This window comes from Bacillus sp. BF2-3 (assembly GCF_008368795.1).
Taxonomy (GTDB): Bacteria; Bacillota; Bacilli; order Bacillales; family Bacillaceae_G; genus Bacillus_A; species Bacillus_A cereus.
In genome coordinates, this window is sequence record NZ_QOSA01000049.1 from 119,847 (window position 1) to 145,158 (window position 25,312).

Sequence of the window (25,312 nt, forward strand, 5' to 3'; positions counted from 1 at the left end):
GGGAAAGCAGGCCAGAAAATGGCCTGCTTTTTTAGTAGAATAAAGGATAATATGAAGTAGAAGTTCTCTCCTTTTTTTGCTATGTTTTTTGGGAAAGGAGAGGAAGGGATGTTCACTTATTTATATGCACTGTTAGCAGGGATGGTGTTTGGTTCTTTTTTTATGTTAGTTGCGGTGAGGGTTCCATTAGGTGCGTCTATTATTACCCCGCGTTCACATTGTTATTATTGCAAATATGTGCTAAGGCCAAAAGAACTAATCCCCATCATTTCATTTTATATACAAAGAGGCTGTTGTACGAATTGTAAGAGGAAAATTCCAATTATATATGTAGCATTTGAATGTATAACAGGAAGTATATTTCTTCTTACCGTGTATATGATTGGAATAGAACAAGAACTTATTATCATTTTATCCCTTTTTTCGCTACTTCTTATTATTTCAGTTACAGATTACTTATATATGTTAATTCCTGATTGTATTTTAATTTCGTTTGCGGTTTTACTCATTCTCGAAAGTGTTTTTGTACAATTAGTTACTTGGACAGATAGTATAGTTGGTAGTGGTGTTATATTCCTTTTGTTATATTGCATGCAAAAGATATATCCAGAAGGGCTTGGCGGAGGAGATATAAAACTACTTTCGTTACTTGGTTTTATAGTAGGAGTGAAGGGAGTTTTTATCGTTTTATTTTTAGCATCTTGTTTTAGTCTTTGTTTTTTCGGGATTGGTATCGGATTAAAACGTATAGAAGTACGAAAGCCAATTCCATTTGGTCCTTTTATTAGTCTTGGGGCAATGTGCTATGTATTAGCTGTTTATTCAAATTAGAGAGGGAATCGAAAATGAACGTATATATGGATGATCAAAGAAGTTGCCCGTTCGGGTATGTGTCCGCAACTACAGTAGAATGTGCCTTGCAAATGGTTCGGGATTATGATGTGAATATTCTTTCCCTTGATTATAATATGGGCTGGGGAGCAAAAAATGGACTAGATTTTGTAGAAGCTTTTTGTACAGAGGGATTATATGTAAATGAAATTCACCTTCATACGAATGATGTCATCGGTATGCACAAGATGAAACAGAGAATGGATAAGGGAAAGGAAGAAGGAGAAATTAATCCTCACCTTGTTGTTAAATACGTGGGAAGCTAAAAACTCCAAAGTAAAACTTTGGAGTTTTTAATGTTTCATATGTGCTTGTAAAGGAATAATCTCTTCTTGTTGAGCTACTGCGATTTCAGTTTCTTCCTGTTGAACTTCAGGTGTTTTCTTTGTTAAGTAGTGGTATACCATACCGACAAATACTGATCCGCCAATAATGTTACCGATTGTAACAGGAATTAAGTTATGAATAGCACCTGAAAAAGAAATTGTCTCAGGATGCGGTGAAACTAAAGATAAAGCAAAGAGTGATAAGTTTGCAATACTATGTTCGTAACCAGATAAGAAGAATGTGAAAACAAGTAGCATCATGACTATTATTTTTGCTGTGTCACCTTTAACCTGAGAAGGTAAGAAACAAGCAAGACATACGAGCCAGTTACATAAAATGGCTTTAAAGAATAACTGCATTGTAGGTGTGTTCATCTTTCCTTCAACGACTTTATTCATTAAGTGACCGTGATCAATTGCTTCAAAAATTCCAGTTGCGTAAAATAGTAAGGCAAAGAATAACGCGCCGGCTAAGTTACCTGCATAACAAGCAACCCAGTTACGTAGTGTATCAGAAATCGTTGTTTCTTTTCTTAAAGTTGCTACAGTAAAGTACATTGTGTTCCCAGTAAACAATTCAGCACCGCCATATATAATAAGTACGAGAGCAATCCCGAAAAACATAGAAGCAGCTAAATAAGTTGCTGGTGAATCTGCAATGTGAAAAAAGTTACCTAATTTAAAACATAGTACAATAATAAAACCGATATAAATACCCGCAAGTGCAGCACGAATGAAATATTGCATTGGGTTTGTATCTAGTATTTTCTTTTTGCTTTTAGCCAGTTTGACAACATAATCTAGTCCTTGTTCTAGCATGAGTAATACGCTCCTTTAGTAAATCTTCTATAAATACTCCTTATATGAATAAAGTACATGGAATTGTTCTCACTTTCAATAAGTTTGTGCAATGTTTCACAAAAAGGACATACATACATTAAGAAAACGTTTACAAAAGGTAGTATAATGTAATTTTTTCTGGACATTGAGAGGAAGAAAGAAAAAAGAAAAAGCGCTGTAATTACAGCGCTTTTTCGTCTAAATTCTTTTCTACTTTTACTTCTACTTCTTTTGAGAAGAACCAACCACCAACTGCGATTCCGACTAATACAATCCAGAATGTAAGCTTCCACGGAGTGGATTCTGGGAATGAATGTGGAATTACATTTAATGCAGGGTGTGCTAATGTATAAACTGCTAGCTTCACACCAACCCAACCTACAATTAAGAATGCTGCGGTTTCAAGTCCTGGTTTACGTTTTAAGATTTGTACGAAAGCAGTTGCTGCAAATCGCATAATGATTAATCCGATAAGTCCACCTACAAAGATAACAGCGAATTGCCCAGTATCAAGACTACCAATTGTACCTAATCCTGTTTTTGGTAAAGTCATTGCTAGTGCAACAGCAGCTAAAATTGAATCAACTGCGAAGGCGATATCAGCAACCTCAACTTTAAATACAGTCCACCAAAAGTTCTCTTGTTTTTTCTTTGCTTCTTTTTCTTCTGTTTCTTCATCTGTATTCTTTTTAACATATGTTTTAAATAAGTGATTACCAGCGATAAACATAAGGTAGATGGCACCGATTGCTTGCACTTGCCATACATCGACTAAGAACGAAATCATAAATAACGATCCAAATCGGAAAACAAATGCCCCCGCTAATCCATAAAATAGTGCTTTCTTTCGTTTTTCTTCTGGTAAATGTTTTACCATAATTGCAAGAACAAGAGCGTTATCAGCCGCTAAAATCCCTTCAAGTGCAATTAGGATGAGTAATACCCAACCATACTCCAATAATAATGATACATCCATGTACATTCTCCTCTCATTTCTATAAGTTCTAAATAAGTGAAGAATTTCCCCACTATTTAGTTTCCCCATACTCCTGCCTATTAACTTTGGAAAAATCTGGAAGTGAATGCAAAAAAGACCTCTGCCGTTAATAGGCAAAGGTCTTGCTAGACATATGTAATAAAAAATGCCAACAAAGCCGGAAGAACTAAGTTCTACGTAATGACGACTTTGTTTCCAAGAAATATTCTTGGACGCTACTCCCCTTTGGAGATATGTTATTGTATTCTCATTATATGGATAATTTATACGGTTGTCAACCTGTTAAAATATCTTCATTCGGATATTTTATTTTCAGGTTCTTTTTACGAGCAAATGAAAAAGCCAATGTTAAAGGACCCATTTTCCCGAAAAACATCATAAAGATAATAATAGCTTTTCCGATTATAGTTAAGTGGGGTGTTAAATTCATACTGAGGCCAACAGTCCCAAATGCTGAAAATACTTCGAAAGCACTCATCAATAGAGGAACTCGCTCAGTAATACTCAAAATTAAAATAGCAAAAAAGATAAATGAAATGGAAATAATAGTAATGGTTAATGATTTGACAATGAGAGTATCTTTAATGGATTTTTTAAATACGACAATATCCTCTTGTTCTTGTAAAAATTTAAATACGCCAAAAAATATGATTAAAAATGTTGTTAACTTAATCCCACCACCAGTTGAAGCGCTACCAGCACCAATAAACATAAGGAGCATCATTAATAGGAGAGAAGGTTTTGACAATGTAGAAATATCAACAGTATTAAACCCGGCAGTTCGCGTTGAAATTGCTTGAAAATAAGAGGCCAATCCTTCTTCAAATGGGGTAAAACCTCTCATAGAAAGGGAGTTATGGAACTCGAATATAAAAATAAAAAGGGTAGCAATAATGTTGACGATTAGAGTAGAAGAGAGCATAAGTTTTGAATGTAGTGTAAGGTTTTTAAAGTTTTTCTTTCTTTTTATGTCTACGATTACTGTAAAACCAATTCCCCCTAAGATGATGAGAGAGGAAATGACGAGATTGACAAGAATGCTATGAGAATGGGACATTAAATTATCGCTCCACACAGAAAAGCCAGCATTGTTAAAGGCTGAGATTGAATGGAAAAAACTATAATAGATCCCTTTCATAACCCCATATTTTGGTACCCATTCAAAAGAAAGAATTATAGTAGCGATACATTCGACTGTAAAAGAGAATAAAAATAATGCTTTGGCAAGACGGATGATGCCGCCGATATTCGTTTGATTTAATGCTTGTTGCAGTAAAATTCGATTTTGAAGACCGATTTTTCTTCCGAGCATAATCGCAATTAAGACAGCAAAGCTCATAATGCCAAGCCCGCCAACTTGTATAAGCGTTAAAATGACACATTGTCCAAACAAAGTAAATACTTTTCCAGTATCTACAACACCAAGTCCAGTAACAGTACAAGCGGAAACGGTTGTAAATAAGGCATCGAGCCATGAAATGGAAGTTGTCGTAGCAATGGGTAGTTTTAATAAACATGTGCCGACAACTGATAATACAAGAAAAGACAAAGTAAGAACGCGGGGAGGGCTCATGCTAATATTAATCCGTTTCATTTTACAGATCGCTCCTTTCGTTTTGATTAGTATGTGAAAAAGCACCATTATGTATGTTGAAAATAGAAAGAGGCAGAGAATATCTGCCTCTAAGCCATATGTTATATTATTATCCACGTAATTGTTGTTGAGCTAAAGCAACAAGACGTTTTGTTACTTCACCGCCAACTGAACCGTTAGAACGAGATGCTGTATTAGATCCTAAGCTTACACCAAATTCTTGTGCAATTTCATATTTAAATTGTTCAAGTGCTTGTTCTGCACCTGGAACTAATAATTTGTTTGTTTTTACCATGTTGATACACATCCTTATGAGTAGTCCAGTTCAGCTAAGTTCTTATCTAAACTGGTAACGTTATTTTATGTGGAAACGACGTACTCATACGCGGAAGTAATCGGTGCGATTAGAAGTTCTTGGATAGAAAAAAGAGTAGCAAATTTGCTACTCTTTTTTTAGTATTGTCGCTGTTCCTTCCACGACAATATCATCTGATTGATTATATATGTTTGTTTGCAGCGTAATGATTTTTTTATCATCACGCTTCTTAATAACCTCTGCCACAACGCGAAGTGTATCACCGATTTTGACAGGGGCACGGAATGAAACATTTTGGGATAAATAAATCGTATTTTTGCCTGGGAGTTTCGTTCCAAGGATGGTAGAAATAAAACTCGAAACGAGCATACCGTGAGCAATACGTTCTTTAAACATTGTCGTTTTTGCAAAAGAATCTAAAATGTGAATAGGATTCACATCCCCAGTCAATTTTGCAAAATTGATAACATCTTCATCTGTAATTGTTTTTGTAAGGGATGCTTGATCACCGACTTGAATCTCATCATAGCGAAGCTCCGGAACAGTTTGTGCTTCTTGAAATGGATTCATTTTGTCCTCCTTCTTTTCCATATCGAAAAATGTTAGCCATCTTGATGTAGTAGGAGGAAGAAAGAGTTTTGTTTGTGCTGCGGTTAGCTCCCACATTTTTCTTACTTGATGGAAGTAAATAGATTTTTTGAGTTTTCCTCGAACTTTTTTGCGAGTTCCAACTGTTTTGACTTGAACTCTTCCAAAAAACCCTCTAACTGTTTTTGAGCCTCTTCACGTTGTAATTGTTGTTGCTCAATAAATTGTTTTGTTGTTTCTTCAAATTGGCCGCTTGTTTGGGTAAGAATTGACAATGATGTTTTTGTAGGAGAAACAGTAAGCTGATGCATATGAGCAGAAAGTTCCTTCCATTTGTCCTGCCACTCGTTAATTTGATCATTTAAGGAGTTTCCAGTTAATTGTTTCACGTAATCTGTATATTGGTTATTGAACTGAGCAGTGAGTTGTTGTAGTTCTTTTTCTAGTTCATCTACTCCTGATGTTAATTTATGCAAAGCGTCTTGTTGTTGTTTTAATGTTTCTAAAGTAAGTTGCTCTAATTGCTTCCCAGCTGAAGAGAAAAGGGAAAGTGATTGAGACCAGTTTTTCCAAAATGCATCGACTAATTCGTATGGTTTAGTTTCCATTGTTTGACCCCCAAATGTTTTTTTGCATATTGTGAACGCAGATTACTCTGCTGTACCACCAGGTGAAGATGAAGAATCCTTTTCATCCTTTTCTGGAGAAGTAGAAAATGGAAAGAATGCATTGGTGTATAACGTGAAAAACGTTCGCAACATATTTTGATAATGTTCAAAAGAAGTCACACATGTTGTTAAATATTGCTCTCCATATTCAGTTAAAGAATAAATTCTTTTTGCCGGCCCTCCATCGCTTGTATCCCAAGTAGAAGAAATAAGGTTTTCTTTTTCTAATTTGCGTAGTGTTCTATAAACATTACCTTGGTCAACAGAAGAAAAGCCGATATCCATTAGCATTTGAATAAGTTTGTAACCATGAAGACTCCAGTCTTTTAGACAGAGAAGTAAGAAGGGAACTAAGAAGTTTTTTGGCATGGAGTTTGGTTGTTTCGCTTGGTTGCTCTCCAAACTTTCGCGTTGTTCTGGTTCATTTTGTAGCATGATTGTGCATCACCTCATGAATCAGTTAGATGGAATTTTTTGCTTATAAGTGCAATTTACACCTATCTGTTTTTAAAGTCAACACATTTGTTAGAAAATAGAAAAAAATAAAATATAGACTTGAAGTTTTATTCAGAATATTAGAAAATAGTGAATAGGTTGAATTGTTTCAAAAACGAAAAAGGGAGTGTAGGTAAAGTGATTGATCAAAAATTCGATCCACTACAAGCATGGAAAAATGCTTATGAACAAACCGAAACATTTTGGGGAAAAGCGCTCAATGAAACAATTAAAACAGAAGAATATTCTGCTTGGATGGGCAGCGTTCTAGATTTGAATTTGTTTTATCAAAAAGCATTAAATGATACGACAAAAAACTATTTAGAACAAGTAAATGTGCCGACGAAAGAGGATATCGCAAGAGTGGCTACGCTTGTTATTAACTTAGAAAATAAAGTAGATAACATTGAGGAGTTTCTAGAGGAGAAAGTAGATTCTTTAGGGCAAGCTCCTACATTAAAGCGTGATGTAACGAAAGTAAAACAAGATATTCGTACGCTTGAAACAAAAGTAGATCAAATTTTAGAATTGCTAGAAAAGCAAAATGCAGTACTAGCTAAACTACAAGTACCTGTAAAAGAAGAGGTAAAGCCTGCGAATAAACCAGAAAATAAAAAATGATAAAAGCGCTTGTTTATAACAGATAAAAGAGAGAGGGAGAATCTCTTTTCACGTATAAACAGCGAAACATAATTATATATGGACTCTATAGTATGAGTACCAAAATGATTCATAACAATCGTTCACAAATTCATTTAAGGGGGAAAAGAAATGGTTCAATTAAATGGAAAAGTAGCAATCGTAACAGGTGGAGCAAAAGGAATTGGAAAAGCAATTACAGTAGCATTAGCACAAGAGGGAGCGAAAGTAGTTATTAACTATAATAGCAGTAAAGAAGCAGCTGAAAATTTAGTAAATGAATTAGGAAAAGAAGGACATGACGTTTATGCAGTGCAAGCGGATGTTTCTAAAGTAGAAGATGCAAACCGACTTGTAGAAGAAACTGTGAATCATTTTGGTAAAGTTGATATTCTTGTTAATAATGCTGGTATTACAAGAGACCGTACATTCAAAAAGTTAAATCGTGAAGATTGGGAGCGCGTAATTGACGTGAATTTAAGCAGCGTATTTAATACGACAAGTGCGGTTCTTCCATACATAACGGAAGCAGAAGAAGGAAGAATTATTAGCATTTCTTCTATTATTGGTCAAGCAGGTGGATTTGGCCAAACAAACTACTCAGCAGCAAAAGCGGGTATGTTAGGATTTACAAAATCATTAGCGTTAGAACTTGCAAAAACAAATGTCACTGTAAATGCTATTTGCCCAGGATTTATTGATACTGAAATGGTAGCAGAAGTACCAGAAGAAGTACGTCAAAAAATCGTTGCAAAAATCCCGAAAAAACGTTTTGGTCAAGCTGATGAAATTGCAAAAGGTGTAGTATACCTATGCCGTGACGGTGCGTATATCACAGGTCAACAATTAAACATTAACGGCGGATTATATATGTAATGAAGTAAGAAAAAAGTGCATATCCATAGCAGGAATGCACTTCTTTTTTTTAAGAAGGAAATCGACCAAAAAGGAGATAGAAAAATGACTACATTCGCAACAGAATGGGAAAAGCAATTAGAGCTATACCCAGAAGAGTACCGAAAAGCATACCGCCGAGTGAAAAGGGCGAGTGAAATTTTATTACGTGAACCAGAGCCGCAAGTCGGATTAACGCCGAAAGAGGTTATTTGGACGAAGAATAAGACGAAGCTTTATCGCTACATTCCAAAACAAGAAAAAACACAAAGAGTTCCAATTCTGTTAATATATGCTCTTATTAATAAACCATATATTATGGATTTAACTCCTGGAAATAGTTTAGTGGAATATCTAGTGGATCGTGGTTTTGATGTATATATGCTTGATTGGGGCACATTTGGTTTAGAAGATAGTCATTTGAAATTTGATGATTTCGTGTTTGATTATATTGCAAAAGCAGTAAAAAAAGTAATGCGAACTGCAAAATCGGACGAGATTTCTTTACTTGGTTATTGCATGGGTGGAACGCTAACTTCTATTTATGCAGCGCTTCATCCGCACATGCCAATTCGTAATTTAATTTTCATGACAAGTCCTTTTGATTTCTCTGAAACAGGATTGTATGGTCCTTTATTAGATGAGAAATACTTCAATTTAGATAAAGCGGTTGATACATTTGGAAATATTCCGCCAGAAATGATTGATTTCGGAAACAAAATGTTAAAGCCAATTACGAACTTTGTTGGTCCATATGTTGCTCTAGTAGATCGTTCAGAGAATGAACGCTTCGTCGAAAGCTGGAGATTGGTTCAAAAGTGGGTTGGTGATGGTATTCCGTTCCCAGGTGAATCATACAGACAGTGGATTCGTGATTTTTATCAAAATAATAAATTGGTTAAGGGTGAACTCGTTATTCGCGGACAAAAGGTAGATCTTGCAAATATTAAGGCGAATGTCTTAAATATTTCCGGGAAACGTGATCATATCGCTTTGCCATGTCAAGTAGAAGCATTACTAGACCATATTTCTAGCACAGATAAACAATATGTATGTTTACCAACAGGGCATATGTCTATCGTTTACGGTGGAACAGCTGTAAAACAAACATATCCGACGATTGGAAATTGGCTTGAAGAGCGTTCTAATTAAAAATAAAAAATCCAACTAGCCTATGTTAGTTGGATTTTTTTATGAAAAATAACAAAACATAGAAAGGAGAAATTTATATTTTAGGAGTATAATTATGAAACTTATGACAGGTAAGTTGTTTTGGAATACAGGAGTTTCAGTACCTTGTTATCCACCGTTAGGAAATGATATGATATGTGATGTGCTTGTAGTCGGAAGTGGCGAAGCAGGTGCCCATATAGCGTATTCTTTAGCGAAAATAGGTATGAGTGTAATGCTTATTGAAAAAAGAGAAATTGCATGTGGTAGTACATTTGCAAATGTAGGTGTATTACAGTTTCTTCATGATAAATCGTTAACCTCACTTATCCATACATTTGGTGAAGAAAAAGGGGTACGAGCATATAAACTGTGTTACGAAGCGTTACGGACAATGGAGAAAGTGGTACCTACTCTCGATATTGATCCCTATTTTATTCCGAGAAGTAGTTTATATTATGCAAGTAAAAGTGAGGATGTCTCATTTTTACAAGAGGAGTACAATACGTTGCAGAATTATGGATTTCCTGTTGAGTATTTTACAGAATCTGATATTAAGAAACGTTATCCTTTCATAAAACAAGCGGCATTATATACACACGGTGATGCCGAGGTGAATCCGTATTTATTAGCGCACAGTCTTTTGCATAAAGCAAATCAAATGGGAGCTAATATATATGAACATACAGAGGCAATACATATAAAAAAACGTAAAAATGATTTAATTTGTTACACGAAAATAGGAAATCAAATTGTAGCAAAGAATATTATTATGGCGACAGGTTATGAAGCGCTTTTTGGAAAGAAAGAAAGAAAGAAAAAATACAACAGTAGACACCTCTTATGCAATTGTAACAAATGAAATAGATCAGTTTGAAGGCTGGCATGAGCGATCGTTAATTTGGGAAACGGCACGGCCCTACTTATATTTTCGAACGTATCGAAGCCGCATTATAGTAGGCGGATTAGATGAAGCGCTGCAAATTCAAACAATTGGTGATACGAAATTATTGCATAAGCGTGATATCCTTATTAATATTGTAAAAGAGATGTTCCCGCAGTATAAAAATATACAGGCAGACTACTATTGGGCAGCCGCATTTGGTGGTACTCATGATGGTCTCCCCATTTTAAAAGAAGACGAAAAGATACATAATTTGTTTTACGCATTGCCGTATGGAGGTAATGGAACTGTATATGGAATGGTCTTTGCCAAATTATTTGAGCAGTTATTTACAAATAAAGAAAGTAAAGATTTTTCTTTATTTAATCGATAGAAAAAAGGTAGCGAAGTGATGGAATGAGAGATATAAAAAAGTTTTTACAAAAATTACGTCCTGTACAACTCATCGTTTTGTTTTATTTGTTAGCAGTAGTTGTATCGGTGATATTGCTTAGTTTACCGTTTGTTACGAAGCCTGGTGTGAAATGGACATTTATAGATGCGCTTTTTACATCGGTTAGTGCGGTAAGCGTTACGGGACTGTCTGTTATTACGATTTCAGATACGTTTACTACAGCAGGAATTATTGTTTTAGCCCTTATTCTACAATTAGGCGGCTTAGGAATTATGGCGCTTGGTACATTTGTTTGGATCATTACGGGGAAAAAGATTGGTTTGCAAAGAAGAAGATTAATTATGGCAGACCATAATCAAGGGAATTTATCGGGTCTTGTAGAATTGATGCGTTCTATTTTGATTGTAATTATTTCAATAGAACTTATTGGAGCAATCCTATTAGGTACAAGATTTTTACTTTACTTTCCGACTTGGAAAGAAGCTTATTTTCACGGTTTCTTTGCAGCTGTTAGTGCGACTACGAACGGCGGATTTGATTTAACAGGACAATCATTAATTCCTTATAAAAAAGATTATATTGTTCAAATGATTCATATGTTACTAATTATTTTAGGAGCGATTGGTTTCCCTGTGCTAATGGAAGTGAAACAATTCCTTAGTAAAAGGAGACAACAATTATTCCGTTTTTCATTATTTACAAAACTGACGACAACAACATTTTTTGCACTCGTTGTTGTTGGTACAATTATGATTTTTTTACTGGAGAGAAATCATTTTTTAGTAGGAAAGTCATGGCATGAAACTGTATTTTATACATTATTCCAATCTGTGACGACGAGAAGTGGTGGACTTGCTACGATGGATATACGTGAATTGTCACAACCGACGCTTTTATTTATGAGTATACTAATGTTTATAGGGGCATCTCCAAGTTCGGTTGGGGGCGGAATACGTACAACAACATTTGCTGTTAGTATATTGTCACTATACACCTTTGCAAGGGGCGGTAGAACAGTTAGAGTCTTCAAACGTCAGCTACATGAAGAGGATGTACTGAAAGCATCTGTCGTTATGACGATGGGGATTTTGTTATGTGCTACTGCGCTATTCATTTTATCTATTACGGAAAATGTACCGCTTATGAGCTTAATTGTTGAAGTTTGTTCGGCTTTCGGAACGACGGGACTATCAACAGGTGTTACGCCTGATTTAACAACTGTTGGGAAACTTGTACTTATTGTGCTTATGTTTATCGGACGCGTTGGCATTTTAACATTTATTTTAGCTAGTGGTGGAAGGGAACAACCACCTCGCTATAAATACCCGAAAGAGCGGATTATTATTGGATAGTATGAAACCATTCTACCTACGTTAGGTAGAATGGTTTTTTAGTCGTTAATGCCAAATTGTGGATGCATAAAAGCTTCATTTTTATTATCCGCTTCGTTTTTTAGCAATTCTTGATTTTCTTCTGAAATCCAGCCAATATCATTTGTAGGATGGATCCACTCATCGCCAGCCATAATGGCAGGATCTACTTCATCACTCCAATTGTTAAGCGGACTGTTCTCGGAATTATATTTACTGTCTCCAATTACAACATCATATTGATTCACAAAAGGTTGTTGCATCGTTTTTCCTGTTCCTTTAAAAGATGGAAAATTCATTTGATGCGGGAGCGTTTCGTCTAAAATCGGTGATTGAATCTTTTCTTTTTTCTTCAAAATCATCGCTCCTTTTTATAATGGTTTCTTCATATGTAGTATTTCCATCTAACGCCTCTTATGTACTTGTTAACACTTGCCAGTAATAATTATTTTAAGTTGTTTCAAAATAGAGTAGAAAGTGATTTCTTGAGAGCAGGTGAATGTATTGGTAAAAAGAAAAGTGAAACAAAATGCGGCAATCAATAATAATAAAACTCCGAAAGAAAGCTTACCAGATGCAGAATTTGCATTAGAGTATGAAGGAGAAAATAGCGCAAAGTATGCTAATCGTAATTCAAAAAAAGGGAAACAAAAATGAGGCGTTTTTTACAAACGCCTCATTTTTTTGTGGGATTATAAAGGTTTTTTTAATTATTTGTAAATTTAGTGTTTTCTATTAGCAGAAAAATGCGAAAAAACATAGAAGTAGCAACGTATTACACAAAAACAAACAACAAACAAAAGATTAATGTTGGTTTAATACTGCTTTTACACTAGTTGTTTATATTTGAGTTGTACATAAGATTTGTAAAAGGAGAGAGAAACAGTGAAAAAAACAATCTTTAAAGCTGTAGCGACTGGAATGGTATTTTCGTTATTAATGGGGTGTGGTGCAAAGAAAGAAGAAAGTGCTGGAGCGAAAGTGAAAGATGACAAATTATCTGGATCATTAACTGTTTACACAGCCATTGAAGAAGAGCTTGTACCAATTTATCTTGATTCCTTTAAAAAGAAATATCCTGATGTGAAATTGAACATTGTACGTGATTCAACAGGAGTTATTACTGCGAAATTACTAGCTGAAGGGAAAAATACACAAGCAGATGTTGTATGGGGAACTGCGGCATCAAGTCTATTAGCTTTAGATAAAAAAGATATGTTAAAAGGATACTCTCCAAAAGGAGCAGATCGTGTTCTTCCACAATTTAAAGATGATAAGCAACCTGAAAAATGGGTAGGAAATACTGCATTTATGACGGGGATTGCTGTAAATAAAGAAGAGTTAAAGAAGAAAAATTTACCGATGCCAGAATCATATGAAGATTTAACGAAACCAGAGTATAAAGGAACACTTGTTATGCCACATCCAGCATCATCTGGAACAGGATTTTTAACAGTTTCTGCATGGCTACAAATTATGGGTGAAGATAAAGGCTGGGATTACATGAAGAAACTTCATGATAATATGGCAAGTTATACGCATTCAGGTTCAAAACCAGCAAAATTAGCAGGAGCAGGTGAATATCCAGTCGGTGTATCAATGGTTTATAGTGCTTTAAAAGAGAAACAAAAAGGTGCACCAGTTGAAGTTGTACTGCCGAAAGAAGGATTAGGATGGGAAGTAGAAGCGAACGCACTTATTAAGAAAGATAATGCGAAAAATGATAAATTAGCGCAAGCATTTTTAGATTGGGCAATTACTGATGATGTAATGAAGTTATACTTTGAGAAAAATGGATTTGCGACAATTAAAAATGACTATAAACTTCCAGAGGGATTCCCGAAAGATGTTACGGAAAAATTATATAAAAAGAATGACTTTAAATGGGCAGCAGAAAATCGTGACGAAATTTTAGAAAAATGGGAAAAAGAGTTTGGCCAAAAAGCAGAACCGAAAAAGTAAGTGAGTGGGAGAGAGAAAAATGAGCGAATATTTATCAATTCAACACATTCAAAAACAGTTTGATGCATTTACAGCGTTAAAAGATATTTCTTTTACTGTGAAAAAAAATGAGTTTGTTTGTTTATTAGGCCCAAGTGGCTGTGGGAAAACGACGTTGCTTCGCATTTTAGCGGGACTAGAGGAACCAACGACTGGCAGTATAGCTGTGAATGGAAAAGATATTACAGCATTGCCTCCTGGAAAGAGAAACTTCGGAATGGTTTTCCAATCGTATGCTTTATTTCCGAATTTAACAGCACTTGAAAATATTGAATACGGCTTAAAGACAAAAAAATATGGGAAAGCAGAAGTGAAAGAGAAAGCGCTAGATGCGTTAAAACTTGTAGATTTGCTGAATGTAAAAGATAAATATCCTGCTCAAATGTCTGGTGGACAACAGCAGCGAGTAGCACTTGCACGTGCGCTCGCTCTGTCTCCAGATATTTTGTTACTCGATGAGCCGTTATCAGCTTTAGATGCAAAAGTGCGTGAAAAATTACGTAGGGAAATGCGTGATTTGCAAGAGAAAATAGGAGTAACGACGATTATGGTAACGCATGATCAAGAAGAGGCATTAACGATGGCTGATAAAATTGTTGTAATGAATCATGCGGAAATTATGCAGATTGGAACACCAGAGGAGATTTATCAAAGACCAGCCAATCCGTTTGTGGCAGATTTTATTGGTTCTATTAATTTCTTTTCGAAAAATAACGAAGAACATGCAATTCGTCCTGAACATGTAACAATTGTACAAAAGGACGGTATTAAATCAGTTGTGGAAAGTATGGAATTTCGCGGATCTGTATATCGGACGGAAGTGCGAGTCTTAGAAGAAAACACACACCTTTATAATGAGAAAATTGTAGTGGATATATTAGCATCAGAAGTAGAAGCAACGGCTATTAGAAAAGGAAAGCCGATTCAAATCTCTTTCTCAGAAAATCATATGTTGTCATATGGAAAGAAGGTCATTGTATAGATGGAGATGTTAGAAAACTATAAGGTAGAAAGTACGAAAAAAAAGATTAAGAGAAGTATAGGGAAAGAGGAATGGATCCAAAGGCTCGTAATTATCGGTATGATTTTTTCTTTCCTTATCATACTTGTATTACCGCTATTACAACTATTTACACAAGCTTTTTATAATAAAGATGGAGTTTTCGTTGGTTTATCGAATTTCAGTAAATATTTCACAACACCAACTTTAGTTCAGTCTTTACAAAATACAGTATGGATTTCGGGCGCAACAACAATTATTTCAGTTGCAATCGCATTCGTTTACGCATATGCAATTGCCCGTACGAATGTTTTTGGAAAGCGCGTATTTCAGTATGTAGCGTTATTACCATTGTTTGCACCAACGATGATGCACGGTATAGCACTTACATATTTATTTGGTAATCAAGGGCTAGTAACGAAAGGAATGTTTGGTTTATTTGAAGGTATACAAATCCCTTTATATGGACCAGTAGGAATTGTAATAGCTGAAGTTATGTATACATTTCCGCAAGCCTTTCTCATATTGCTAATTGCCTTTCAAGGATCTGATTATCGTTTATATGAAGCTTCTAATATGTTAGGAGCCAGTAAAACAAAGCAATTTTTCACGGTTACTTTACCTAGTGTAAAGTACGGATTAATTAGTGCAATGTTTGTTGTGTTTACACTTAGTTTTACTGATTTTGGGGCACCAAAAATTGTTGGTGGGCAATATAATGTGCTTGCTACTGACGTATACAAACAAGTAATTGGACAGCAAAATATGCCGATGGGTGCAACTGTCGGAATGATTTTATTAATCCCAGCTATATTCGCATTTGTAGTTGATCGTATTACGCAAAGAAAGCAGGCGAATTTCTTATCTTCAAAAGCAGTACCGTACAGAATAATAGCTAATAAGAAAAGAGATGTAATCTCATTCATATATTGTAGTGTGATTACCCTTATGATCATTCTATTATTTGTTGCAGTTGGTATTGCTGCAAGTGTGAAAGTATGGCCATATAATATGAGTTTTACATTTGAGCATTTTAATTTTTCAAGTTTAACAGGAGATGGACTTGAAGCATTTAAAAATAGCGTAATTGTTTCAGCAGTTACAGCAGTTATTGGGGCGATTTTAACATTTGCATTCGCATATGCAATTGAGAAAATAGACCAGCTACAATTTTTCAGAAAAACAGGTTACTTTTTCTCTATAGTGCCGTTAGCGATACCAGGTTTAGTACTCGGATTAGGATATGTCTTTTTCTTTAGTCAACCAACGATTCAAATTCTTGGACTATCAGTAACGAATCCGTTTCATTCTTTATACGGAACAATCGCTGTATTAGTACTAGTAAATATCATTCATTTTTATTCTGTAACATTTGTCACGGCAACGACTGCCTTAAAGAAATTAGACCGAGAGTTTGAGCTTGTTTCGCAGTCGATGGGTATTCCGTTTTATAAAACATTCTTCCGAGTAACAGTACCAATGTGTTTACCAGCAATTTTAGAAATGGTAATGTACTACTTCGTAAATTCAATGGTAACTGTATCGGCAGTTGTATTCCTATATGCAGCTGATTTTAAACTAGCTGCCGTATCAATCGTAAATATGGATGATGCAGGAAATGTAGCGCCAGCAGCTGCAATGAGTGTACTTATTGTTGTTACAAATATTGTAGTGAGAGTTGTATATGAATGGGGAACGAAAGCACTTCGTAACCGAACTTCACAATGGCAAAAAAGATAAGTAAGAAGGGTGATGGACAGAATGAAAATTGAAGCAGTTATTTTTGATTGGGCAGGTACGACGGTTGATTACGGATGTTTTGCACCGCTAGAAGTATTCATGAAGATTTTTCAAAAACGTGGCGTTGAAATTACAGCAGAAGAAGCACGTAAGCCAATGGGATTATTAAAAATAGATCATGTAAGGGCACTAACAGAAATGCCTCGTATTGCGGATGAGTGGAAGCGTGTCTTCGGTCAATTACCAACAGAAGCAGACATTCATGAGATGTATGAAGAGTTTGAAGAAATTCTCTTTTCTATTTTACCAAGTTATGCTACGCCGATTGATGAGGTAAAAGAAGTAATCGCTTCTTTACGTGAGAGAGGCATTAAAATCGGTTCAACAACGGGCTATACGAGAGAAATGATGGAAATTGTAGCAAAGGAAGCAGCGTTACAAGGATATAAACCTGATTTTCTTGTTACGCCAGATGATGTTCCAGCAGGCCGCCCATACCCATGGATGTGCTATAAAAATGCAATGGAACTTGGTGTGTATCCGATGAACCATATGATAAAAGTAGGGGACACAGTATCAGATATGAAAGAAGGTAGAAATGCTGGAATGTGGACAGTTGGTGTAATTCTTGGAAGTAGTGAGCTCGGTTTAACGGAAGAGGAAGTGGAGAGTATGGATTCGGTAGAGCTTCGTGAAAAAATAGAAATAGTTCGTAATCGGTTTGTTGAAAATGGGGCTCATTTTACGATTGAAACGATGCAGGAGCTTGAAAACGTAATGGAACATATCGAGAAACAAGAACTTATTATTTCATAAAAGGGGTACGGGATCATGAATGAAAATCACTACTTATTATTAACACCAGGACCATTAACGACAACAAAATCAGTAAAAGAAGTTATGCTATACGATTGGTGTACGTGGGATGTTGAATATAATACGATGGTGCAAGAAGTAAGAGCTAAACTTGTATCGTTAGCGACGAAGGAAGAAGAGAAATATACAACAGTGTTAATGCAAGGAAGCGGTACGTTTTCAGTTGAAGCAGTAATTGGCTCTGTTATTCCGGGAAATGGGAAGCTTCTCGTTTGTACAAATGGTGCGTACGGTAAGCGCATTGTACAAATGGCAGAGATGTTACAGATTGATGTAGTGGTCAGCCAAACAGAAGAGTGGGAACCTACTAATATTGTAGAAGTAGAAAAGTTATTGGAAGAAGATAAAGAGATTACGCATATTGCAGTTGTTCATTGTGAAACAACGACAGGCATTATAAATCCAATTGTAGATGTATGTAAATTAGGAAAGCAGTATGGAAAGGTTACAATTGTTGATGCGATGAGTAGTTTCGGCGGGATTGAAATAGACATTGCTGATTTACAAATTGATTTTTTAATTAGTAGTGCAAATAAGTGTATTCAAGGGGTTCCTGGATTCGGATTTATAATCGCAAAACGTGATGAATTATTGAAGTGTAAAGGGCAAGGACGCTCTTTATCTCTTGATTTATATGATCAGTGGGAAACGATGGAAAAACAAAATGGGAAATGGCGTTTTACTTCACCTACACATGTTGTACATGCTTTTTATCAAGCGCTACTTGAGCTAGAAAAAGAAGGTGGAGTAAGAGCACGTTACAATCGATATTACAACAATCAAAAACTACTAGTGAATAGAATGGGAGAAATCGGATTTAAGCCACTAGTAGATAAGAAATATCAATCTCCTATTATTACATCTTTCATTTATCCAAAAGAGGGGTTTGAGTTTCAACAGTTATATAACGAATTAAAGCGTTATGGATTTGTTATTTACCCTGGGAAAATTTCGAAAGTAGATACGTTCCGCATTGGAAATATCGGTGATGTACATGAAGAAGATATTAATCGCTTAGTTGATAGTATTGCTAAAGGAGTTGTTATTGGGTGAAAGTATTTTGCTTAGGTGGAGCAGGTAAAATTTGTCGTGAAGCTATTTTGGATTTAGTTCAATTTTCATCTTTTGAGACGATTACTGTAGCCGATTTTAACGAGGAAGAGGGCCGTAAAGTAGTAGAATGGCTCAACGATCCTCGTGTTGATTTTGTAAAAGTAGATGTAACAAATCACGAGGATACGGTTGCAAAAATGAAAGGTTATGACATTGTAATGGACGGTACGACGATAAAGCTAAATGGATTGTCGACTCGCTGTATTGCAGAAGCAGGCTGTCATGGTGTGAACTTAAATGGATTTGGTGAAGAAAATGAATCGCATGCTATATTTGTTCAAAATGAAAAAACATGTTTGCCTGGGTTTGGTATGACGCCAGGTGTAACGCAAATGATGGCAATGCATGCAGCAAATCAACTGGATACTGTAGAGTCTGTCCGCGTAAGTCACGGTTCGTATCGTCCGATTGCTTTTTCTGCTTCAATTACAGAGACAACGACATATGAATATGATCCACATTTACCATCGCGTACAGTGTATGAAGATGGTGAATTTAAACAAGTACTTCCGTTTGCGCGTCCGAGAGAAATAGAATTGCCAGCGCCTTATGGTAAGGAAACGCAGTATATCATTCCGCATTCTGAAACGATTACGTTAGCAAAGGCACTAGAAAATAAAGGTGTCAAACTGATAGAGACGAGAGGAACTTGGCCGAAGCAAAATATGCAACTTGTACGTGCTTTATATGATTACGGCATATTGCGTAATGATCAGATTGAAATAAACGGGAAAGAAATAGGCATTATGGATTGTATTTCGCAGTATTTATTGCAATCGAAAGAAGGACAAGAAACAGAGCTTTATGGTTATGCACTTCATGTAGAAGTAATAGGTATGAAAAATAATGAGAAGCAAAGACATGTGTTATATCATACACATCCGTTATCTGATGGTTCTGTTGTAGGATGGGAAAAATTAAGGGCGTATACGAGAAACGTCGGTATTCCATTTGGGATTGCTGCAGAGTTAATTGCAACTGGAAATGTAAGTAGGGTGGGTGTTGTTACGCCTGAAGAAGCTTTTGAAAATCCACAATTAATTTTTGATGAACTAGCAAAGCGCGGTATTCATATTCATGAAGAAGTTTCTACTTACAAAGAAAATTATAACTTTGTATAAGTAAGGAAGCTTATGAGGGAGATATAAATGAGGTGAATCTATGTCTGTAGTAGGAGAAGAAAGAAAGCGAACCATTCTTGAAAAGGTAGAATTTAAAGGAAAAGTAAAGGTTTCAGAATTAGCGAGAGAATTTGCTGTATCAACAGAAACGATTCGTCGATATTTAGAAGAATTAGATCGTGAAAAGAAGCTGAAAAAAGTGTATGGTGGAGCTGTTCAACTTCCAGGCGCTGGGGTAGAGGCGCCAATGTTAGAAAGAGAAATGCTACATATAGAAGAGAAGAAAAGAATTGGTTATAAAGCAGCGACATTTGTAGAAGATGGTGATGTCATTGCAATTGATGATGGAAGTACACCGCTTCAAATGGTTCCATACCTTGTTCATCGTAAAAACTTAACGATTGTAACAAGTTCATTTCCAGTCGCAACACAATTAATTTCTTCTATTAATAAAAAGATGTTTCACGGTGAAGTTTTATTTATAGGTGGAAAAGTATCTCCAAAGCATTCGCGTGTATCAGGGTCTTTTTCTCAGCAAGTAATACAGCAATTCCATTTTCATAAAGCGTTCGTTTCGATTGATGGGTTATTACCTAGTTTTGGAGTTTCCAGCTTTGAATTAGAGAAAGCGAAATTGTCAGAGGCGATGATGAAATTAGCTGAGAAGACATATATTTTATGTGATCATACGAAGGTAGGCGTGAAAGGGAATTATCGTATAGCAGCATTTTCACGTATTCAACATGTAATTTGTGATAAAAAAATGCCATATAGTTTTGAAGAAGAACTTATGAAGCATAATATTCAGTGGACAGTTTGTTAAATAAAGTGAAAGTACCTAAACTCCCGCCTAATTTTTAGGAGGGAGTTTTATTGTCTGCAAATCGTAAAATAAAAGATTTGCATTTATGCAAAAAGTGGACACATTTTCTCATCTCTTTCATATAATTTACCAATACAAAAAAAGTTGGTCGAAGGAAAGAAGGGAGAACATGTCAGAACGAATATATAATAAACTTGTATTGTACGCGAATATTTTGCAAAAAATTGGTGTCATCAATGAGAAGGAAAAAAGTGAAATTCTTCATACGATAGGTAAAAAAGCCCTTTGAATAAAGGGCTTTTTATTTTTTATCTTTAAAAATATAAATTTAATGTAATATTCTCATTGACAATGATAATGATATTCATTATCATTTATTTGTGGGTAATTGATAAGGGTTATCAATTATAAAAATTGTATATGATAGGGGATATTATTTTGAAAAAAAATTATATGAAGGCGCTAGTAGTAGCGACAACATTAGCAATTCCATTTGCTACGTATTCTACTCCAGCATTAGCGGCATTAAAAGTTGAAGCAAATCAATCGGTAGCAGCAGCGAGTGATCGCACGTATGATACTGAGATTAAAATATATAAGGACCAAAAAGATGAGCCATCTATGGTTTCTCAATATATAAAAGATCCTAAAGTAACGATTGCAGCTGGCAAAAAAATTGTCACTGTAACAATGCAAGATAGCGATTATTTTCAATATCTTAGAATAGAAGATAAAAACCAGCCTGGTGTATTTCATGATGTGAAGGTTTTGTCAGAAGATAAGAGGAAGAATGGAACGAAGGTAGTTCAATTTGAAATTGGCGAGTTTGAGAAGAAGCACAATATGCAAATGCATATACTTATTCCAGCTATTGGATATGATCACAAATATCAAGTTCAATTTGAAATTAAAGATCCAACTGTAGGTAACAAAGAAACAGAGAAACCAGATGATAACTCTAATTCAGGAAATACGGAAACGGATAATCCAGTTGATAATCAAAATATGATAACAGATAACAAATTAAGAGAACTTGTGAATAAAAAAGTATTTAATAGAAAAGATTTAAATACACCAATTACGAAAGAAGAGTTATTACAAGTAAAGGATTTATTTTTAAATACAAATGAGATACTTGATTATAGTGCATTAAAATATATGCCAAATTTAAAATCTTTAACAGTTGCGAATGCGAAGATAAAAGACCCGTCGTTCTTTGCGAACTTAAAGCAATTAAATCATTTAGCTTTGCGTGGTAATGAATTTGCAGATGTAACGCCACTTGTTAAGATGGATAATTTAGAATCTCTTGATTTAAGTAATAATAAAATTACAAACGTTGCACCACTAACTGAAATGAAAAATGTAAAAAGTTTATATCTATCAGGCAACCAAATAGAAGATGTAACAGCATTAGCGAAAATGGAACAACTAGATTACTTGAATTTAGCAAATAATAAAATTACGAACGTTGCTCCATTAAGCGCTTTGAAAAATGTAACATACTTAACTTTAGCAGGTAATCAAATTGAAGATATTAAAGCGTTATATTCATTACCTTTAACAGACTTAGTATTAACACGTAATAAAGTTAAAGATTTATCCGGCATTGAGCAAATGAAGCAATTAGAAGAATTGTGGATCGGGAAAAATGAAATAAAAGATGTTACTCCTCTAAGTAAGATGACACAGTTAAAACAATTACACTTACCTAACAATGAGTTAAAGGATATTACTCCATTATCAAGTTTAGTAAACTTACAAAAGCTTGATTTAGAAGCGAATTATATTTCAGACTTATCACCAGTTAGTAATTTAAAAAAATTAGTATTTCTAAGTTTTGTTGCAAATGAAATCCGTGATGTCCGACCAGTTATAGAACTAAGTAAGACGGCTTATATTAATGTCCAAAATCAAAAAGTATTTTTAGAGGAAACAGAAGTAAATAAAGAAGTAAAAGTACCTATATATGAAAAAGATGGTGAGATTTCTACGAAAATCCGTCTGAAGAGCGATAATGGTACGTATAGTAATGGTGTAGTGAAATGGAGTACACCAGGTGAGAAAGTATATGAATTTGGTGTGAAAGATCCATTCGCGGATACAGGAATCTTCTTTACAGGATCTGTTATTCAAAATGTAGTAGAAAGTAAAGACGGTAATACATCTAAAGAAGATGAGAAAACAGAAGTGGTAGAATTTAAAGATGTACCAAAGGGACATTGGTCAGAAGAAGCAATTAATTACTTAGCGAAAGAAAAATTATTTATAGGCTATGGAAATGGTGAATTTGGATTTGGTGATAACATTACTCGTGGACAAGTAGCACTTCTAATACAAAGGTATTTAAAATTAGAAAATAATCTAGAACAAAAAACGGCATTTATAGATACGAAAGGAAATATGTATGAAACGGCTATTGATGCAGTGGTTCAAGCTGGAATTATGACAGGCTATGGAAATGGTATGTTCCGTCCGGATGGAGTATTAACTCGATATGAAATGTCAGTAGTACTACAAAGAGTATTTCAGTTAAAAGAAAATGAAAATAGTGCAGAGAATTTTAAAGATGTACCAAATGGCCATTGGGCGAAAGGATATGTGAAAGCTTTAGTGGATAATAAAATATCAAAAGGCGACGGGGAAGGGAATTTTTTAGGAGATAATTTCGTAACACGTGAACAATACGCGCAGTTTTTGTATAATGCAATAAAGAAATAAAGTGAAACTTTATTCAGTGGGGGTTTTGTTCATTCCCCACTGATTAGTAGCCCTCACCAATCGGGCTGCCCGTTAATGCGGAATAAAAAATGAGGAAAATACGCTATTCTTTAATTAAAGAATAGCGTATTTTTTATGTGCAAAATGAAATAGATAGGAGTATAGACATATGAATAGCCTATTTTAAAGAAGAACCACGAAACTATATTGACAAAAAAGCGTTCTCATGTGATAATTCAATTAAATTTTTAGAATAATCAAAAAATATTCCTTTTACATAGAAAGGATTCGAACCTTATATGAATATTATGCCGGGGGTGACGAAATGTTATTTTTTCTGAAGAAATGGAATGAATTAAAAGATGTGAAATCTGAATTGGCACTTCGTGATTGGTTTTATGGTACCAAAATTAGCTTATCGCTATGTACGTCAAAAGAGCCGTTAACATTTTTAGTAAATGTTGAGGGAAGAGATAAAGGGCTATTTTCGGAAGAAGATTTTATTGTCGTAAATTGCATGTGCGAGTCAGTATTTGAAAATGAAGAAAAACCAGCTGCAGAGTCATTTATGCATGCGGATATTTATAAAAAAAGTAGTGCAGGATGTATTTTACAAGTGCAGACTGTAGATAGTCATTTAATATCAGAGTTATATGGGGAAGAAGGAGAAGTAACGTTCGATAAACGCAGTGTGGAGCGTGTTTTCGGAAAAGAAGGTATAACAGAAATGACAATTCCAATTGTAGAAGATGAAAAAAAATTCGCTGATTTATTAGAAAGCAATGTTCCGAATTTCATTGAAGGTGGAGGAGTAGTTCTTGTTCATAATTACGGCATGATTGTGTGGGGAAAAACGCCAGAAGAAGCGAAAAAATGGCTAGAGGGTATAGAATATTTAATGAACTATCATGTAAAGTTATTAATGATTAAGGGTGCAAGGAGCTCTGTTATATAAAAATGGATGTGATATGGATACAAGTTAATAAACAAATGAAAGCGTTTTAAAAATAATTTCACTCATAAAATATAGGTCTCCTTATTATATATAGATTACATGTTGACATGTAAGGAGGAACATATTTTGCGAGTTAAATATCATTTTCTGCCAAAGCAGCAAGTAACATTTTGCAAGATAAATGATTCTGGTGAAGAGGCACTGCAAATGATGAACGAAACGGGATTTCGAGCCATCCCGGTATTAGCAGAAGATGAGAAGAAATTCACGGGGATTATTTATAAAGTAGATTTATTAGAAAAAAAATGCAATAGCGGATTAGAGCATGTAAGTGCAGGGGATATGCTTGATGATTCCAATGCATTTATTTTTGAAAAGGATTCATTCTTCAGAGCTTTTTATGTAATTCGTCGGCTTCCGTTTTTAGCCGTGCTAAATGATTATAATGAATTTGTCGGTATGTTAACGCATTCGAATATATTTGATGTTATTGAAGATTCATTTGGTATGCGAACAGGTGGTTATATATTAACAATTGCAACACAAGATTGTAAGGGAACGATTAAAGAGCTTGGGACATTGTTAAAAGCATATAATATCGGTGGCCTATTTACGTTAGATAACGGTGATCAATATATCCGCCGCGTTATTGTAAATATATCAGATGAGTTAGATGAAACAAGATTAAAGCAATTAATCGGAAAAATAGAGAAAAAAGGATTCAGAGTGAGTCATGTAGATTATATTTAAGTTAAAAAAAGTACCTATCTGTTATATATAGATAGGTACTTTTTTGTCCCGCCATTTGTGGGCAGTAAAATCCGAGCCTCAAAATTCAGCGCAAGTAAAGAAGTTAAGTGGGGGGACGGATTGCCC

25 protein-coding genes and 1 pseudogene are annotated in these 25,312 nt (G+C 35.0%); 18 read left to right on the top strand and 8 right to left on the bottom strand.

All coding sequences use genetic code 11. From position 1 onward, the window contains the following. Window positions 1–108: 108 nt before the first annotated feature. On the top strand, window positions 109–831 hold the full coding sequence (locus tag DN401_RS27025; protein WP_000495723.1) for a prepilin peptidase: 723 nt from the start codon (window positions 109–111) through the stop codon (window positions 829–831). A gap of 14 nt (window positions 832–845) precedes the next feature. Continuing rightward, window positions 846–1,157: a cyclic-phosphate processing receiver domain-containing protein gene (locus tag DN401_RS27030; RefSeq protein WP_001103770.1), complete on the top strand. Its 312-nt coding sequence runs from the start codon at window positions 846–848 to the stop codon at window positions 1,155–1,157. Between the two features lie 27 nt (window positions 1,158–1,184). On the opposite strand, the gene DN401_RS27035 is transcribed toward DN401_RS27030, so the two are convergent. The 7 genes from DN401_RS27035 to phaQ all read right to left on the bottom strand — a co-directional run bounded on the left by DN401_RS27035 (window position 1,185) and on the right by phaQ (window position 6,655). Continuing rightward, window positions 1,185–2,036, bottom strand: coding sequence for a formate/nitrite transporter family protein (locus DN401_RS27035; RefSeq protein WP_000893025.1), 852 nt, complete (start codon window positions 2,034–2,036; stop codon window positions 1,185–1,187). Between the two features lie 202 nt (window positions 2,037–2,238). Then, window positions 2,239–3,033, bottom strand: coding sequence for a TerC family protein (locus DN401_RS27040; protein WP_000383314.1), 795 nt, complete (start codon window positions 3,031–3,033; stop codon window positions 2,239–2,241). A gap of 295 nt (window positions 3,034–3,328) precedes the next feature. Then, window positions 3,329–4,648, bottom strand: a complete 1,320-nt coding sequence (locus DN401_RS27045) for a TrkH family potassium uptake protein (protein ID WP_000822360.1) — start codon at window positions 4,646–4,648, stop codon at window positions 3,329–3,331. 109 nt (window positions 4,649–4,757) lie between these two features. Then, window positions 4,758–4,943, bottom strand: a complete 186-nt coding sequence (locus DN401_RS27050) for an alpha/beta-type small acid-soluble spore protein (RefSeq protein ID WP_000241212.1) — start codon at window positions 4,941–4,943, stop codon at window positions 4,758–4,760. A gap of 147 nt (window positions 4,944–5,090) precedes the next feature. After that, the gene (locus DN401_RS27055; RefSeq protein WP_001067916.1) at window positions 5,091–5,534 is read right to left on the bottom strand and encodes a MaoC family dehydratase; all 444 of its coding nucleotides are present in this window, start codon (window positions 5,532–5,534) and stop codon (window positions 5,091–5,093) included. A 101-nt stretch (window positions 5,535–5,635) separates the two neighbouring features. Continuing rightward, window positions 5,636–6,160, bottom strand: a complete 525-nt coding sequence (phaP, locus tag DN401_RS27060) for a polyhydroxyalkanoic acid inclusion protein PhaP (RefSeq protein WP_000448594.1) — start codon at window positions 6,158–6,160, stop codon at window positions 5,636–5,638. A 42-nt stretch (window positions 6,161–6,202) separates the two neighbouring features. Further along, window positions 6,203–6,655 (bottom strand): poly-beta-hydroxybutyrate-responsive repressor, encoded by a 453-nt coding sequence (gene phaQ / locus DN401_RS27065; RefSeq protein ID WP_000939957.1) that lies wholly within the window; start codon window positions 6,653–6,655, stop codon window positions 6,203–6,205. Between the two features lie 198 nt (window positions 6,656–6,853). Here phaQ and phaR point away from each other — a divergent pair, with 198 nt between their 5' ends. From phaR to DN401_RS27090, 5 genes and pseudogenes are all read left to right on the top strand, one after another. Beyond that, window positions 6,854–7,336, top strand: coding sequence for a polyhydroxyalkanoic acid synthase subunit PhaR (gene phaR / locus DN401_RS27070; protein ID WP_000566942.1), 483 nt, complete (start codon window positions 6,854–6,856; stop codon window positions 7,334–7,336). 150 nt (window positions 7,337–7,486) lie between these two features. Further along, complete coding sequence (locus tag DN401_RS27075) at window positions 7,487–8,230, top strand: acetoacetyl-CoA reductase (protein WP_000250414.1); 744 nt, start codon at window positions 7,487–7,489, stop codon at window positions 8,228–8,230. Between the two features lie 84 nt (window positions 8,231–8,314). Beyond that, window positions 8,315–9,400 carry a class III poly(R)-hydroxyalkanoic acid synthase subunit PhaC gene (phaC, locus tag DN401_RS27080; RefSeq protein WP_000206336.1) on the top strand — a complete coding sequence of 362 codons (1,086 nt, stop codon included), beginning with the start codon at window positions 8,315–8,317 and terminating at the stop codon, window positions 9,398–9,400. Between the two features lie 94 nt (window positions 9,401–9,494). After that, a pseudogene (locus DN401_RS27085) lies at window positions 9,495–10,695 on the top strand (NAD(P)/FAD-dependent oxidoreductase). 23 nt (window positions 10,696–10,718) lie between these two features. Beyond that, a complete protein-coding gene (locus tag DN401_RS27090; RefSeq protein WP_001204705.1) occupies window positions 10,719–12,068 on the top strand; it encodes a TrkH family potassium uptake protein in 1,350 nt (449 codons plus the stop codon). A 38-nt stretch (window positions 12,069–12,106) separates the two neighbouring features. Here DN401_RS27090 and DN401_RS27095 read toward each other — a convergent pair whose 3' ends face one another. Then, window positions 12,107–12,442, bottom strand: a complete 336-nt coding sequence (locus tag DN401_RS27095; RefSeq protein ID WP_000726024.1) for a DUF3905 domain-containing protein — start codon at window positions 12,440–12,442, stop codon at window positions 12,107–12,109. 148 nt (window positions 12,443–12,590) lie between these two features. Between DN401_RS27095 and DN401_RS29990 the strand changes: the two genes are divergently transcribed. The 11 genes from DN401_RS29990 (at window position 12,591) to cbpA (ending at window position 25,186) form a co-directional block, all read left to right on the top strand. Next, window positions 12,591–12,743, top strand: a complete 153-nt coding sequence (locus tag DN401_RS29990; RefSeq protein WP_000240799.1) for a hypothetical protein — start codon at window positions 12,591–12,593, stop codon at window positions 12,741–12,743. A 228-nt stretch (window positions 12,744–12,971) separates the two neighbouring features. Further along, the gene (locus DN401_RS27105; protein WP_149288058.1) at window positions 12,972–14,048 is read left to right on the top strand and encodes a putative 2-aminoethylphosphonate ABC transporter substrate-binding protein; all 1,077 of its coding nucleotides are present in this window, start codon (window positions 12,972–12,974) and stop codon (window positions 14,046–14,048) included. Between the two features lie 19 nt (window positions 14,049–14,067). Further along, the gene (locus DN401_RS27110; protein ID WP_000006189.1) at window positions 14,068–15,069 is read left to right on the top strand and encodes a putative 2-aminoethylphosphonate ABC transporter ATP-binding protein; all 1,002 of its coding nucleotides are present in this window, start codon (window positions 14,068–14,070) and stop codon (window positions 15,067–15,069) included. Continuing rightward, window positions 15,070–16,827, top strand: coding sequence for a putative 2-aminoethylphosphonate ABC transporter permease subunit (locus DN401_RS27115; protein ID WP_000425523.1), 1,758 nt, complete (start codon window positions 15,070–15,072; stop codon window positions 16,825–16,827). A 21-nt stretch (window positions 16,828–16,848) separates the two neighbouring features. Next, entirely contained in the window at window positions 16,849–17,643 is a 795-nt protein-coding gene (phnX, locus tag DN401_RS27120; protein ID WP_000687399.1) for a phosphonoacetaldehyde hydrolase, read from the top strand. A gap of 15 nt (window positions 17,644–17,658) precedes the next feature. Continuing rightward, window positions 17,659–18,756 (top strand): 2-aminoethylphosphonate--pyruvate transaminase, encoded by a 1,098-nt coding sequence (gene phnW, locus DN401_RS27125; RefSeq protein WP_001004783.1) that lies wholly within the window; start codon window positions 17,659–17,661, stop codon window positions 18,754–18,756. After that, window positions 18,753–19,937 (top strand): saccharopine dehydrogenase family protein, encoded by a 1,185-nt coding sequence (locus DN401_RS27130; RefSeq protein ID WP_000862163.1) that lies wholly within the window; start codon window positions 18,753–18,755, stop codon window positions 19,935–19,937. Before phnW ends, DN401_RS27130 begins: the two co-directional genes overlap by 4 nt. A 40-nt stretch (window positions 19,938–19,977) precedes the next feature. Further along, entirely contained in the window at window positions 19,978–20,760 is a 783-nt protein-coding gene (locus DN401_RS27135; RefSeq protein WP_149288059.1) for a DeoR/GlpR family DNA-binding transcription regulator, read from the top strand. 420 nt (window positions 20,761–21,180) lie between these two features. Next, window positions 21,181–23,481: an NEAT domain-containing leucine-rich repeat protein gene (locus DN401_RS27140; protein ID WP_078386599.1), complete on the top strand. Its 2,301-nt coding sequence runs from the start codon at window positions 21,181–21,183 to the stop codon at window positions 23,479–23,481. A 325-nt stretch (window positions 23,482–23,806) separates the two neighbouring features. Beyond that, window positions 23,807–24,436: a class II aldolase/adducin family protein gene (locus tag DN401_RS27145; RefSeq protein ID WP_000896006.1), complete on the top strand. Its 630-nt coding sequence runs from the start codon at window positions 23,807–23,809 to the stop codon at window positions 24,434–24,436. 126 nt (window positions 24,437–24,562) lie between these two features. After that, on the top strand, window positions 24,563–25,186 hold the full coding sequence (gene cbpA, locus DN401_RS27150) for a cyclic di-AMP binding protein CbpA (RefSeq protein ID WP_001264208.1): 624 nt from the start codon (window positions 24,563–24,565) through the stop codon (window positions 25,184–25,186). Window positions 25,187–25,312: the final 126 nt, after the last annotated feature.

Excerpts from the sequence above, each read along its gene's own strand:
- phnW (WP_001004783.1), top strand. The coding sequence starts at position 17,659 with ATGAATGAAAATCACTACTTATTATTAACACCAGGACCATTAACGACA.
- DN401_RS27025 (WP_000495723.1), top strand. The coding sequence starts at position 109 with ATGTTCACTTATTTATATGCACTGTTAGCAGGGATGGTGTTTGGTTCT.
- DN401_RS27030 (WP_001103770.1), top strand. The coding sequence starts at position 846 with ATGAACGTATATATGGATGATCAAAGAAGTTGCCCGTTCGGGTATGTG.
- DN401_RS27040 (WP_000383314.1), bottom strand. The coding sequence starts at position 3,033 with ATGGATGTATCATTATTATTGGAGTATGGTTGGGTATTACTCATCCTA.
- DN401_RS27055 (WP_001067916.1), bottom strand. The coding sequence starts at position 5,534 with ATGAATCCATTTCAAGAAGCACAAACTGTTCCGGAGCTTCGCTATGAT.
- DN401_RS27140 (WP_078386599.1), top strand. The coding sequence starts at position 21,181 with ATGATAGGGGATATTATTTTGAAAAAAAATTATATGAAGGCGCTAGTA.
- DN401_RS27090 (WP_001204705.1), top strand. The coding sequence starts at position 10,719 with ATGAGAGATATAAAAAAGTTTTTACAAAAATTACGTCCTGTACAACTC.
- DN401_RS27110 (WP_000006189.1), top strand. The coding sequence starts at position 14,068 with ATGAGCGAATATTTATCAATTCAACACATTCAAAAACAGTTTGATGCA.
- DN401_RS27075 (WP_000250414.1), top strand. The coding sequence starts at position 7,487 with ATGGTTCAATTAAATGGAAAAGTAGCAATCGTAACAGGTGGAGCAAAA.
- DN401_RS27145 (WP_000896006.1), top strand. The coding sequence starts at position 23,807 with ATGTTATTTTTTCTGAAGAAATGGAATGAATTAAAAGATGTGAAATCT.
- phaC (WP_000206336.1), top strand. The coding sequence starts at position 8,315 with ATGACTACATTCGCAACAGAATGGGAAAAGCAATTAGAGCTATACCCA.
- DN401_RS27115 (WP_000425523.1), top strand. The coding sequence starts at position 15,070 with ATGGAGATGTTAGAAAACTATAAGGTAGAAAGTACGAAAAAAAAGATT.
- DN401_RS27050 (WP_000241212.1), bottom strand. The coding sequence starts at position 4,943 with ATGGTAAAAACAAACAAATTATTAGTTCCAGGTGCAGAACAAGCACTT.
- phaP (WP_000448594.1), bottom strand. The coding sequence starts at position 6,160 with ATGGAAACTAAACCATACGAATTAGTCGATGCATTTTGGAAAAACTGG.
- DN401_RS27035 (WP_000893025.1), bottom strand. The coding sequence starts at position 2,036 with ATGCTAGAACAAGGACTAGATTATGTTGTCAAACTGGCTAAAAGCAAA.
- phnX (WP_000687399.1), top strand. The coding sequence starts at position 16,849 with ATGAAAATTGAAGCAGTTATTTTTGATTGGGCAGGTACGACGGTTGAT.
- DN401_RS27135 (WP_149288059.1), top strand. The coding sequence starts at position 19,978 with ATGTCTGTAGTAGGAGAAGAAAGAAAGCGAACCATTCTTGAAAAGGTA.
- DN401_RS27045 (WP_000822360.1), bottom strand. The coding sequence starts at position 4,648 with ATGAAACGGATTAATATTAGCATGAGCCCTCCCCGCGTTCTTACTTTG.
- phaQ (WP_000939957.1), bottom strand. The coding sequence starts at position 6,655 with ATGCTACAAAATGAACCAGAACAACGCGAAAGTTTGGAGAGCAACCAA.